This window comes from Arthrobacter sp. Hiyo1 (assembly GCF_001263615.2).
Lineage (GTDB): Bacteria > Actinomycetota > Actinomycetes > Actinomycetales > Micrococcaceae > Arthrobacter.
Map to the genome: position 1 here is coordinate 66,017 of NZ_DF952474.1, position 12,343 is coordinate 78,359.

11 protein-coding genes and 3 pseudogenes are annotated in these 12,343 nt (G+C 64.3%); 8 read left to right on the top strand and 6 right to left on the bottom strand.

The window, feature by feature from the left end:
• Nucleotides 1-122: 122 nt before the first annotated feature.
• Together AHiyo1_RS17710 and AHiyo1_RS17715 are read right to left on the bottom strand one after the other, a co-directional pair.
• Nucleotides 123-899 (bottom strand): SDR family NAD(P)-dependent oxidoreductase, encoded by a 777-nt coding sequence (locus AHiyo1_RS17710; protein ID WP_059389413.1) that lies wholly within the window; start codon nucleotides 897-899, stop codon nucleotides 123-125.
• 29 nt (nucleotides 900-928) lie between these two features.
• Complete coding sequence (locus tag AHiyo1_RS17715) at nucleotides 929-1,753, bottom strand: sugar phosphate isomerase/epimerase family protein (protein ID WP_059389414.1); 825 nt, start codon at nucleotides 1,751-1,753, stop codon at nucleotides 929-931.
• A gap of 193 nt (nucleotides 1,754-1,946) precedes the next feature.
• Here AHiyo1_RS17715 and AHiyo1_RS17720 point away from each other — a divergent pair, with 193 nt between their 5' ends.
• The 7 genes and pseudogenes from AHiyo1_RS17720 to AHiyo1_RS27155 form a co-directional block, all read left to right on the top strand.
• The gene (locus tag AHiyo1_RS17720) at nucleotides 1,947-3,284 is read left to right on the top strand and encodes an MFS transporter (RefSeq protein ID WP_059389415.1); all 1,338 of its coding nucleotides are present in this window, start codon (nucleotides 1,947-1,949) and stop codon (nucleotides 3,282-3,284) included.
• 50 nt (nucleotides 3,285-3,334) lie between these two features.
• Nucleotides 3,335-4,198, top strand: a complete 864-nt coding sequence (locus AHiyo1_RS17725; RefSeq protein WP_253257432.1) for a transketolase — start codon at nucleotides 3,335-3,337, stop codon at nucleotides 4,196-4,198.
• Complete coding sequence (locus tag AHiyo1_RS17730) at nucleotides 4,195-5,217, top strand: transketolase family protein (protein ID WP_059389417.1); 1,023 nt, start codon at nucleotides 4,195-4,197, stop codon at nucleotides 5,215-5,217. Before AHiyo1_RS17725 ends, AHiyo1_RS17730 begins: the two co-directional genes overlap by 4 nt.
• A gap of 124 nt (nucleotides 5,218-5,341) precedes the next feature.
• Nucleotides 5,342-6,000: pseudogene (locus AHiyo1_RS17735) on the top strand (GntR family transcriptional regulator).
• 76 nt (nucleotides 6,001-6,076) lie between these two features.
• The gene (locus tag AHiyo1_RS17740; RefSeq protein WP_059389418.1) at nucleotides 6,077-6,283 is read left to right on the top strand and encodes an antitoxin MazE family protein; all 207 of its coding nucleotides are present in this window, start codon (nucleotides 6,077-6,079) and stop codon (nucleotides 6,281-6,283) included.
• Entirely contained in the window at nucleotides 6,280-6,606 is a 327-nt protein-coding gene (locus AHiyo1_RS17745; RefSeq protein WP_059389419.1) for a type II toxin-antitoxin system PemK/MazF family toxin, read from the top strand. The genes AHiyo1_RS17740 and AHiyo1_RS17745 overlap by 4 nt, the downstream gene beginning before the upstream one ends.
• 193 nt (nucleotides 6,607-6,799) lie before the next feature.
• A pseudogene (locus AHiyo1_RS27155) lies at nucleotides 6,800-7,963 on the top strand (MFS transporter); the annotation flags it as partial.
• Nucleotides 7,964-8,137: 174 nt separating this feature from the next.
• Here the strand turns inward: AHiyo1_RS27155 and AHiyo1_RS17755 are convergent.
• Together AHiyo1_RS17755 and AHiyo1_RS17760 are read right to left on the bottom strand one after the other, a co-directional pair.
• A pseudogene (locus tag AHiyo1_RS17755) lies at nucleotides 8,138-10,526 on the bottom strand (ATP-binding cassette domain-containing protein).
• A gap of 55 nt (nucleotides 10,527-10,581) precedes the next feature.
• Nucleotides 10,582-10,941 (bottom strand): VOC family protein, encoded by a 360-nt coding sequence (locus tag AHiyo1_RS17760; RefSeq protein ID WP_059389423.1) that lies wholly within the window; start codon nucleotides 10,939-10,941, stop codon nucleotides 10,582-10,584.
• A gap of 238 nt (nucleotides 10,942-11,179) precedes the next feature.
• Between AHiyo1_RS17760 and AHiyo1_RS17765 the strand changes: the two genes are divergently transcribed.
• Nucleotides 11,180-11,587, top strand: a complete 408-nt coding sequence (locus tag AHiyo1_RS17765; RefSeq protein ID WP_216363238.1) for a YybH family protein — start codon at nucleotides 11,180-11,182, stop codon at nucleotides 11,585-11,587.
• On the opposite strand, the gene AHiyo1_RS17770 is transcribed toward AHiyo1_RS17765, so the two are convergent.
• Nucleotides 11,584-12,054 (bottom strand): NUDIX domain-containing protein, encoded by a 471-nt coding sequence (locus AHiyo1_RS17770; RefSeq protein WP_059389425.1) that lies wholly within the window; start codon nucleotides 12,052-12,054, stop codon nucleotides 11,584-11,586. The genes AHiyo1_RS17765 and AHiyo1_RS17770 overlap by 4 nt on opposite strands.
• Nucleotides 12,055-12,073: 19 nt before the next feature.
• Nucleotides 12,074-12,283, bottom strand: coding sequence for a hypothetical protein (locus AHiyo1_RS17775; RefSeq protein ID WP_059389426.1), 210 nt, complete (start codon nucleotides 12,281-12,283; stop codon nucleotides 12,074-12,076).
• Nucleotides 12,284-12,343 lie beyond the last annotated feature (60 nt).

Here is a 12,343-nt window from a genome sequence, read left to right on the forward strand (position 1 = left end):
ACCTGGCGCACCAGGCCGGAGTGGAGGTCGCAGAAGCCGGCGAGGGCTTCGTCTGCGAAATCGGCGGGATCATTGAAGATTTTGGTCATCGTGGGCTCTTTCGGCTACGGATGTGGGGACTGCTAGTGGATGTGGCTTCCACCGTTGATGTCGATGGTGGTGCCTGTGAGGTAGGCGGATTCCTCGGAAGAGAGGAACGTGATGACGGCCGCGATTTCCTCGGTGGTGGCGTTGCGGCCCAGGGGAATCCCGGCGTTGATGGCGGCTTCCTGCTCGTCGGTGCTGCCGACGCGGATGTTCGTGTCCACGGCGCCCGGAGTAATGGCGTTCACGGTCACGCCGGTGGCGCCGATTTCGCGTGCCAAGGCCTTGGTGAAGCCGAGGATGGCGGCTTTTGCGGCGGAGTACGGGACCTTGCCGAAGACGCCGCCCCCGCGCTGGGCGGAGACGGAGGACATGTTCACGATGCGGCCCCAGCCGTTGGCGACCATGTCCGGCAGGAAGGCCTTGGTCACCAGGTAGGTGCCGGTGGCGTTGACGTCCATGATCTTGTGCCACAGTTCCAGCGTGGTTTCGAGGAACGGCACTGGCGAGGTGATGCCCGCGATGTTCGCGAGGGCGCCGACGGCGGGGAGGTTGCCTGCGCTGATCTCGGCGGCGACTGCGTTGTACGCCGCGGTGACGGAAGCCTCGTTGGCGACGTCGATCTCGTAACCGAACGCGGGGACGTTGAACTGGTTGCCGATTTCCGCCGCGACCTTGGCGGACTTCTCGCCGTCGAGGTCCAGGATCACGACGGCCCAGCCATCATTGGCGTAGCGGCGTGCGGTGGTGATGCCGATTCCCCGGTCCGAGGTTGCCCCGGTGAGGACTGCGGTGCGCTGGATGGTGGTGGTCATGATGCTCCTTGAATTTGTTGGTGTGAAAGTCAGATGAGGTCTGTGATGTAGCTGGCGGCTTTGGCGGCCGCCGCCGGACGCTCGTCGTGGGTGACGTCGCGGGTTTCGAGCTCGAGCGAGAAATGGCCGCTGTAACCGGTGGCTGCGAGCGAGCTGAGTCCGGCGGCGAAGTCCGCTTGGCCGTTTCCGATGCTCAGGTTGATGTTGCCCGGAACGGCGTCCCGCAAGTGGACATGGGCTATCCGGCCCCGATGGCGTTCGATGTACTCCAGCGGATCTTCGCCCGCGGCGACAATGTGGCTGAAGTCCATGACAATCCCGACGCCGGAGCCCGCCAACCGCGTGGCGAGCTGTTCTGCGCGTTCCAGGTTCCAGCAGAACCGGAGGAAGTGCAGCGATTCTGTCCAGAGTTCGACGCCGAACTCCGCCGCGCGCTGTCCGGCACCGACGAGTTGGGCTGCGATGGTGTCCAGGTCCTCGTCGAGGCCGCGGACGGGATCGTGTGACAACGCTCCGCACGGGAGGACCAAGGCCTTCGCCCCGGAGTTGGCGGTGAGGGTGAGGAGTGCGTCGAGGTGACTTTCGCGGGCAGCGCGCTGGCCGGCGTCGAGCACTGCGTTGAGGTCTCCTATATCGCCGTTGACCGAACGGACCCGCAACCCTGAGGCGACGACCTCCGCGGTCACGGCCGAGACGGCGTCGGAATCAAGCTCATCGGGAACGTGATCGCAGACGCCCGGCAGCGCGCCGAGGTCGATTTCCTCAAAGCCCAAACCGCCGATGGTGCGCAGGGCAGCGGGCAGATCCTGGTGCCGGAAGCTGATGGACGAGCAACCGAGTCGGGAGTTGAACATCTTCGTTTCCTCCAGTCGTGCCCGAAGGCAGTAGTGATGGGAACCACAGTAGCTAAGTTAACTGTTAACAGTCAACCCTTGAAGTTGACTGTTGACAGAAATGGATGATGCAGGTCACACTGGCGTATCATGTGTTAACAGTCGACAGTGCTGAAGCGCCTAGCCTCAGTCGCTCTTCGAAAGGGATTCACCAATGAGCAAAGAAGCTCTGACCATGCGCGGTCCGGTCCACGGCACCAAGGACGCCAGGCGCGTCGCCATCGGCTCCGGAGTGGGCGCGGTTATCGAAACCTATGACTTCATCGGATTCGGCACCGCGGCTGCCCTGTACTTCGGAACGGCGTTCTTCCCCACGGGCGATCCCGTGACAGGCACCCTCGCCGCTTTCGCGACCCTCGGCGTCGGCTTCGCGGCCCGTCCCATCGGCGGCATCATCGGCGGCCACCTGGGCGACAAGCTGGGTCGCAAGCCGGTCCTCGTCGCTTCCCTCATCCTGATGGGCGTGGCCACCTTCCTGATTGGCCTGCTTCCCACCTACACCCAAGTGGGCCTGTTGGCTCCAGCACTGCTGGTGTTCGTCCGCATCGTCCAAGGCCTGGCCTTCGGAGCCGAATGGGGCGGAGCCATTCTGATGAGCTATGAGCACGCGCCCTGGAAGAAGAAGGGAAAGTACACCGGCATCGTCCAGGCCGGATTCCCAGTGGGCCTGCTGCTGGCAAACCTGGTCTTCCTTGTCAGCGTCCAGCTCGGCGGCGAACTCGCCTGGCGCATCCCGTTCCTCGCCAGCATCGTCTTGGTTGTCGTTGGCTTGATCATCCGCTCCAAGGTCCCGGAATCTCCCGTCTTCGACGAGGTCAAGGACAGCGGCGCAATCGTGAAGTCGCCCATCGTGGAGGTCCTGAAGACCGACTGGCGCAACATCGTCAAGGGCATCGGCCTCCGGATCGCCGAGACCGCGGGCTACGCCGTCTCCATCACGTACATGATTTCCTACCTGAACAGCCAGCATTTGGCCGATAAGACCCAGACCTTGGTGGCTCTCTGCATCGCTTCGGCCATCGGCATCTTCGCAACCCAGGCCTGGGCGCGGCTCACGGATAGGATCGGACGGCGCCCCGTCTACATCTGGTCCTGCGCTTTCGCCGTGCTGTTTGCCATCCCGATGTTCCTGCTGGTCAACACCGGTTTGTTCATCTTCATCATTGCCACGATCGCCGTCTCCTACGGTGTCTGCCAGAACTCGCTCGCCGGTGCCCAGGGCGCCTGGTTCCCCGAGCTTTTCCAGGCGAAGACCCGCGCTTCAGGAGCCTCGCTGGCCTACCAGATCTCGGCCACGATCTCCGGCTTCACCCCCTTCATCACCACGCTGCTCTTCGTCGCCATGGGCTGGATGGGCCCGGCCGTGCTCTTCGGCCTGTACGCCGCGATCGGCCTCTGGGCTGCATTGGCTACCCGCGAAACCTGGGGCAAGAAGGAACGCCAGTTGGCCGATGAGGCCACCAAAAGCACTCCCCAGTCGGTGAATGTCTAATGACGGTGGCGCAGGAACAAAACACGGCAGGACGAATCGGAGAAACCGCGATGGAACGCATCGAACGCGTGCGCGCTGCCGCAACCCGGATCCGGCACCACGCCCTCAACATGGGCGAAGTCCAGGGGCAGGGCTACGTCGGACAGGCACTCGGTGCGGCGGACATGCTCGCCGCGGTCTACGCGGACCAGCTCCGCTACCGGGCCAATGATCCCGAGTGGGAGGGCCGGGACCGTTTCCTCCTTTCCACCGGCCATTACGCAATCGGCCACTATGCAGCCCTGGCGGAGGCCGGAATCATTCCTGTCGAGGAGCTCGAAAGCTACGGCTCGGACGATTCCCGCCTCCCCATGTCCGGGATGTCGACATACACGCCGGGCATGGAAATCTCGGGAGGGTCGCTTGGCCACGGGCTCTCCATCGCTGTCGGAATTGCCCTTGGCCTCCGGCACCGCGCTCCATCGGGAGAGGGCTCCAGCGCGAGGGTGTACAACTTCCTCTCCGACGGTGAGCTTGACGAAGGGTCCACGTGGGAAGCCGCCATGGGCGCGCACCACCACCAGTTGGGCAATCTCACCGCCATGGTGGACATCAACGCCCTGCAGGCGGATGGCAAGACGGACACCGTCCTCCGGACCGAACCCGTGACGGAGAAGTGGGAAGCCTTCGGTTGGTACACGCAGCGGGTGGACGGGAACGACGTCGGTGCGTTGCTGGCTGCGTTCGACAACGCGGCCGGCCAGGCCGCCGCCGTCGGGCGTCCTTCCGTCATCCTGTGTGACACGAAGGTGGGCCGCGGCGTGCCGCTGCTCGAAGAACGCGAAAAGGCGCACTTCATGCGCATCGAAGAACACGAATGGCAGCTCTGCCGCAAGCAATTGACCGCAGGATCCAACGGGAAGGCCGGCCGATGAGCACCGTCACCGCTTCGAAAGGCGCAGCTTTGAAAGGCGCAGCACCCAAGCTGAAAACGTCGGCCATGATCGCGTCCTTCGCCGACCCGGGCCAGAAGACTTCGTCGGCGCCTTTCGGCCACGCGTTGGTGAAGGCCGCCGAGGCCGACCCGCGAATCGTCGGACTCACCGCCGACCTCGGCAAATACACGGACATGCATATCTTTGCGAAGGCGTTCCCGGAGCGGTTTTTCCAGATGGGCATGGCCGAGCAGTTGCTCTTCGGTGCGGCGGCAGGCTTGGCCGAGACAGGTTTGATTCCGTTTGCCTCAACCTATTCTGTGTTCGCCGCGCGCCGGGCCTACGATTTCCTCTGCCTCGACATCGCCGAGCCGAACCTGAACGTGAACATCGTGGGCGGGCTCCCGGGCCTGACCACGGGCTACGGCCCCAGTCACCAGGCCACCGAGGACATGGCGATCTTCCGAGGCATGCCGAATCTGACCATCGTCGATCCGTGCGATTCCGTGGACATCGAACAGGCCGTGCCGCAGCTGGCAGCCAGCGACGGGCCTACGTACCTGCGCCTCCTCCGCGGCAACGTCCCCACCGTGCTGGACGAGTACGACTACACGTTCGAACTCGGCAAGGCGAAGGTGCTGCGCGGCGGAAACGACGTCGTGTTCGTCTCGAGCGGGCTCATGACCATGCGTGCGCTGCAGGCAGCGGAGGCGCTCGCCGCACACAAGGTGGATGTCGCCGTCGTGCACGCGCCCACCATCAAGCCGTTCGACGCCGCCACCGTCCTGGCGGAACTGAACACCGATCGCCTGGCGGTCACGCTGGAGAACCACAGCGTGGTGGGCGGCTTGTTCGAAACCGTGGCCTCGGCCGTGGTCACCGCCGGGCTGGGCAAGCGCGTGGTTCCCGTTGCACTTCCCGACGAGTTCCTCGACGCTGGCGCGCTGCCCACCCTGCACGAGCGCTACGGATTGTCCGTGCAACGGATCGTGGCAAAGGTCCTCGCGGAACTGGGCTGACCCGGTTCATCAAAGGACGCAGGAGCGCGGAGCAGGCGTGGGCCGGTTCCGCGCTCCTGACGTAAGATCAACAGTTAACACACCGACTGTAAACAGTCGACCACTGACATTGAGGACGGACATGATGGCCGGAGCAACAGCACCCCTCCTGGGACTGGAAAAGAAGAGCCTCCGCGAGCAGGCGCTCTCTGCCCTGCGCACCGCCATCACGAGCGGCGAGCTGGCGCCTGGTCGGCACCTCGTGGAGACCGAGCTGTCGGACATGCTCCAGATCAGCCGCGGAACCTCCGGGAAGCCTTGCGGCAACTCGAGCAGGAGGGTCTGCTGTCTGCAGGACCCCGCGGCCGGCTTTCCGTCCGGCACCTCGATGCCAAGGAAATCCGCGATATCTACTCCGTGCGGGCGGCCCTCGAGTCCCTTGCCGCGCGCACGCTCTGCGAGCTGCCGGACCGCCAACAGGTGATCACTTCGCTGCGTACCGCCATCGATGCCATGGCGGCCGCCGCCAAGGGAAGCCTCGAGGAACGGATCGAGTCCGATCTGGAATTCCACCGCACCATGTGCCGCCTCACCGGCAACGAGACCTTGCTCCATTCCTGGGAATCGCTGGAGGGATCCATCCGGATGTCTATCATGTTCGCCGGCCTTGAAAAGGGCGTCAAGAACATGAGCGTCGAGCGTCACCACGACATTGTGGCCGCCATCGAGACCGGCGACGTATCCCTGGCCCGCAAAACCATCCTTGAGCACATGGACAGCGCTGCCGCGGAGCTGGTGGCTTAGCGCTCGACGACGGCACATCGAGTGAGGGCATCTCTGAACCTGTCGCCACAGCGGTGTTACATGTAACATGGATTCCATGGCAGTTCGAGATCGGGTCAGCGAGTACCGTAAGCGGATGCGCGAACACGGCTTCCGCCCAATCCAGGTGTGGGTACCGGACGTTCGGGCCGACGGTTTCGACGCCGAAGCACACCGGCAGGCCGCTGCCGCAGCAGCTGCTGATCGCCAGTCCGATGACCAGGAGTTCATCGAGGCTGTGTCAGCGCCTTGGGACGAAGAGTGAACCGTGGCGAACTCTGGACCGTGGCTGGCGGTGTCTACGCCTCCAAGCCGCGGCCAGCGCTTGTGATCCAGGATGACCGATTCGACGTCACCGATTCCGTCACGGTTCTTCCTCTGACAACAAACCTCATTGATGCACCCCTCCTTCGGGTCAGTGTCTCAGCCTCAGAGCTGTCCGGCTTGCGGCAGGAAAGCCACGTGATGATCGACAAGTTGACGACGGTCCGGCGTTCCAACATGCAAAGCCGCGTCGGCCGTTTGACATCCGCACAGCTCGTAGAGATTGAAAGAGCTTTGCTGGTGTTCCTTGGACTTGCCGGTTAGCGCATCGCCGGGTGGCGCCGACGGCGCTCGCCACATTTCCGTTGGGGGTCACTGCCAGTACCCCTCAAGACAGAGACTCCCTGATGTTCTCAACACGCTGTTTCCTTAAATCATGACTCGTCCCGAAACCACGTTGCCGGCTCCGGTTCCTCCCTCGTCCATGGCCGATGCGCCCCGCGCACGGCTCACGCTCATGATTGCGTCGCTGGGATTTTTCCTGATCACCCTCGACATCCTGATCGTCAACGTCGCGCTCACCAGCATCGGCAAGGAACTCGGGGGCGGAACAGCCAGCCTGCAATGGGTCATCGACGGCTACACGCTGATGTTCGCTTCGCTACTGCTGTTCGCGGGTAACCTGTCGGACCGGATCGGCGCGAAAAGAGCGCTGGGATGGGGCATCGCACTGTTCCTGGTGGCGTCGGTCGCGTGCGCCCTCGCGCCGACGTCGGGGATCCTCATCGCTGCCCGCTTCCTCCAAGGAGGTGCGGCATCGATCATGCTGCCGGCGTCGATGGCGCTGATTCGGCAGGCCTTTCCCGATCCCCGCCGTCGCGCACATGCGCTGGGGATCTGGGCAGTCGGCGGGGCAGTTGCAGGAGCCGTGGGACCGCTTGTCGGGGGCCTCCTCACCACGCTGGACTGGCGGCTCGTGTTCGGCATCAACCTTCCCGTGTGCATCGCGGTGCTGGTGCTCCTGGCTTCCGTTGCCACGTCGGCCCGACGGCCGACTCCGTTCGACTGGGCCGGGCAGGCCGCGGCGATCGTTGCCCTGACCACGTTGATGTACGGCCTCATCACGGGAGGAACCGAAGGCTTCGGCACGGTGCCCGTCATCGGGAGCCTGGTACTGACAGCCGTAAGCCTCACGGCCTTCCTCTTGATTCAGGCGCGCGGCCGGCACCCGATGATGCCGCTTGAACTGTTTCGCTCCACCGGCATGAGAATCTCGCTCTCGGTGGGCTTCGCGTTCATGGTGGGCCACTTCGGCACGGTGTTTGTCGTCAGCCTTTTCCTCCAGCAGCACCTCGGGCTGACGCCGCTTCAGGCCGGGTTCACGTTCCTCCCGTCCGCGGCGTTCAGCATCGTTGGCAACATCATCAGCGGAACCCTCTCGAACCGGTTCGGGACGCGGGTGCCGGTGGTTGTCGGATTGACGTCCATGGTGGTGGGACTCACCGCGATGCTTCTCACCGCACCGTTGGGATCGCCGCTACTCGTCGGTGCCTTTCTGATTTTCACGGGTTCCGGCGGATCGATCGCGATGCCGCAGGTCACCGCCGTCGTGCTCGCGAGCGTGCCGAGCGAAAAGGCGGGCACGGCCAGCGCAGTCTTCAATACTTTCCGCCAAGTGGGCGGCGCCGTCGCCATCGCAGTCTTCGGCGCCTCATCGCCGATCGCAGCAACTTCGTCCACGGGATGCAGACCAGCTTCATCATCGCGGCGTCGCTGCTCCTCCTTACCGCGTTCGCCAGCCTCTTCCTCCATTCACCGGGCGCCGCCAAAAGCTAGGGAGCGCCCTCCCGCGAGCTCACCGGCCGATGTAGGCCGCCAAATGCTCGCCGGTAAGGGTGGATCGCCCTGCGATGAGGTCGGCGGGGGTGCCCTCGAAAACGATCTGTCCGCCGTCGTGACCGGCGCCGGGGCCAAGGTCGATAATCCAGTCGGCATGCGCCATGACCGCCTGGTGGTGCTCGATGACGATGACCGACTTCCCGGAGTCGACAAGCCGGTCCAGCAAGCCGAGCAGCTGTTCGACGTCGGCCAGGTGCAGGCCCGAGGTGGGCTCGTCGAGAACCAGCACGCCGCCCTTTTCGCCCATGTGGGTGGCCAGCTTGATCCGCTGCCGCTCGCCGCCGGAAAGGGTGGTGAGCGGCTGGCCGAGGCTGAGGTATCCGAGTCCGACGTCGGCCAGCCGCTGCAGGATTGCGTGCGCTGCGGGGATCCTGGATTCGCCCGCGGAGAAGAACTCCCCGGCCTCTTTCACTGACATCGCCAACACCTCGGCGATGTTGCGGCCGCCGAGGCGGAATTCGAGCACCGACGCCTGGAACCTCTTGCCTTCGCATTCCTCGCACGGAGTGGAGACCGTGTCCATGAACCCGAGATCCGTGTAGATGACGCCCGCGCCGTTGCAGGTGGGGCATGCGCCTCGGAGTTGGCACTGAACAGCGCAGCTTCACGCCATTGGCCTTCGCGAACGCCTTCCGGATGGGCTCGAGCAGACCGGTGTACGTCGCGGGGTTGCTCCGCCGCGAACCCTTGATCGCCCCCTGGTCAATCGAAACGACGCCGTCCCGCTTGGACAACGAGCCGTGGATCAGCGAGCTCTTGCCGGATCCGGCGACGCCCGTGACCACAACCAGGACCCCGAGCGGAATGTCGATGTCGACGTCGCGCAGGTTGTTCTCGCTCGCGCCACGGATCTCCAGTGCGCCGGCGGATGCCCGCACCGTCTTCTTGAGGGTTGAGCGGTCCTCGAGGTGGCGCCCGGTCAGGGTGCCGCTGGCACGCAGCCCTTCGAGGGTGCCTTCAAAGACCACTTCGCCACCGGCGGTGCCCGCGCCGGGACCGAGGTCGACGACGTGGTCGGCGATCGCGATCGCCTCCGGTTTGTGTTCCACGACGAGTACGGTGTTGCCCTTGTCCCGCAGTTGCAGCAGCAGTTTGTTCATGCGCTGGATGTCGTGCGGGTGCAAGCCGATGGTGGGCTCGTCGAAGACGTAGGTGACATCGGTGAGCGAGGAGCCCAGGTGCCGGATCATCTTGGTGCGCTGTGCCTCACCGCCGGACAGCGTTCCGGCCGGCCGGTCGAGCGAGAGATAGCCGAGCCCGATCTCCGCGAAGGAGTCGAGGAGGTGCCGCAGTCCCTTGAGGAGTGGTGCCACGGAGGGTTCGTCGAGGCCGCGCACCCATTCGGCAAGGTCGCTGATCTGCATCGAGCAGGCGTCCGCGATGCTGATTCCCTTGATCTTGGACGAACGAGCCGCCTCGGTGAGCCGGGTTCCGTTGCAATCGGGACAGATCGTGAAGGTGATGGCCCGCTCCACGAAGGCGCGGATGTGTGGCTGCATTCCCTCCGGATCCTTGGAGAGCATGGACTTCTGGATCTTGGGAATCAGGCCCTCGTAGGTCAGGTTGATTCCCTCGACCTTGATCTTGGTGGGCTCCTTGTGGAGCAGGTCGTGGAGTTCCTTCTTGGTGTACTTGCTGATCGGCTTGTCCATGTCGAAAAAACCGGAGCCGCTGAAGATGCGCCCGAACCAGCCATCCATGCTGTAGCCCGGGATGGTGAGCGCGCCCCCGCTAAGTGACTTGCCGGCGTCGTACAGTGCGGTGAGGTCGAAGTCGGTGACCGAGCCCCGTCCTTCGCAACGCGGGCACATGCCGCCGGTGATGCTGAAACTCCGCCGCTCCTTCGTGGTGGTACCGCCGCGCTCGACAGTGACCGCGCCCGCGCCCGAGATCGAAGCGACGTTGAACGAGAACGCCTGGGGCGATCCGATGTGCGGCTGGCCGAGCCGGCTGAAGAGCATGCGCAGCATGGTGTTCGCATCCGTGGCGGTACCCACGGTGGAGCGGGGGTTCGCGCCCATCCGCTCCTGGTCGACGATGATCGCCGTCGTGAGCCCCTCGAGCAGGTCCACATCCGGCCGCGCCATGGTCGGCATGAACCCTTGCACGAAGGTGCTGTACGTCTCGTTGATCATGCGCTGCGACTCCGCGGCGATCGTGGCGAACACGAGGGAGCTCTTGCCCGAACCGGAGACGCCCGTGAACACCGTCAACCGACGCTTCGGCAGCTCGATGCTGATGTCCTTGAGGTTGTTTTCCCGTGCGCCCTGTACGCGAATCAGATCGTGGGTGTCGGCAGTATGAAGCTCAGGCGACTGGGTGTCCGTGCTCGTGGCCGTGCTCATCGTGTCTCCATCTTTTACGCGGGGTCGTCTTCGGTCTTCGTCGGCTATCGCTTGGCTAGTGAGGATCCTGAAGTAGCCCGAGGACATTGCCGTCCGGGTCGGTGACGGTGGCCACCAAACGGCCGCCCCCGACGTCGCGGGCTGCTTCCTTCAGCGTAGCGCCGGCGGCAGTCACCTCTGCCAGCTTTGCCTCGATGTCCGAAACGTGCCAGTAGGCGACGGGCGAGGTCATGGCTTGCGGTCCGCCTCCAGGGACGAGCCCGATGTGCTGGCCCGCGACGTCGAAGCCGACGTAATACGGTCCGTCGGCCTGCGGCGGCGTCCCGAGCAAAGCGGTGTACACCGCCTTCGCGGCGGCGAGGTCGGAAACGGGATGCAGCACGGTCTTGATTCCCTCGTTGGAAGAGTCGCTCATGATCACTCCTGAAGTCATTAGGGGACGAAGCTGGCCTGGACGGTGTTGTCCATGACCGCCATTCTAGGCGCGGCCCGGGAGCGGCGCTTCTCCATTCCTGACCGGTCTTGTTGCGGGATATTCGTTGTATGGACATCCCCGGTGAGTGGTGCCACCATGGCCGAATACGGGGCCTTGGCGCCGCGCCAGGGCAAGAGCGTGGCTGGAGGAAGCAATGCCGGAATCCGATCTCGACCTGATGGTGGAGAAGTACCACCGAGCGCTCGATGCATTCATCAAGGGAGACCCGGAACACCAGAAGAAACTGTTCTCGAAGCGCGACGACGTCACGCTCGCTAATCCTCTCGGCCCGCCTGCGCGGGGCCCGAGTGCAGTCGAGGCGACCATGGATCGGGCGTCTTCCGGGCTCAGGGAGGGCGAGCCGATCAGGTTCGAGCGAATCTCCGGCGATGCCGGGACGGAGCTTGCGTACATCGTCGAAATTGAATGGGCGCGGGCCAAAGTTGGCGGATCTGATGAGGTGTCCCCGATTCCCCTTCGGGTGACGACGATTTTCCGCCGGGAAGACGGTGAGTGGAAGGTCGTCCACCGGCACGCGGATCCCATTCTTTCCCCGCGGCCAATCGAGTCGCTCGTCCAGAGCTAGTGTGGCCCAAGGTGCCGGATCAACGCGTCGAGGATCGGCACCTGCCCGCTCACCAATTTGGTGCGGGCGACGGCTTCCGTGGCCCACATGGCGTCGTCAATCTCCGGATAGCTCCGGATGACACCTGATCCGCGCGGCCACTCAAGCTCGAACGTGTTGCTCACGATGTTCTCCGGTTCAAAATCCGACTCCGCCGTGAAAGCCGCCACGAGTTTGCCCGACGGTTGCCGGAAGATGCCTAGCTGGTGATACTCGACGGCCGGCGGGGGTGTGCCTATCTCCTCGGCGAATTCGCGCTTCGCGGCCATCAGGGGGTCCTCATCCTCGAGGTATTCGCCTTTGGGAATTGACCAGGCGCGTGCATCCTTGTGGGCCCAGAAGGGTCCGCCCATGTGGGCTATCCATACTTCCAATTCCGTAGTGGAGCTCCGGCGGAACAACAGAATGCCCGCGCTTCGAACTGTCATTTGCCCTCCCAGGCACAGGTTATCCGCCGGGCCGGGAAGCCGGAACCCGCAGTACGCCAACGGCCTCCGCCAGGTAAGGCCCCGGATCCGGATCCGTGCCGGCGGCCCATTGCATCCAGGCCTCGAACGTCGCCCCGAGATAGGCGGCGCACAGATAGCGTGCCGCGCTTTCGCGGACGCTGCGCAACGAGGTAAAGCCGTGCCCCGTCCCGTTGTGGAGCCAGGGCATCGTAGCTCCTGCTCGCCAGCTCCGGGTGCTCTGCGATCAGGCGCAGGCGCCCTCGCGTTA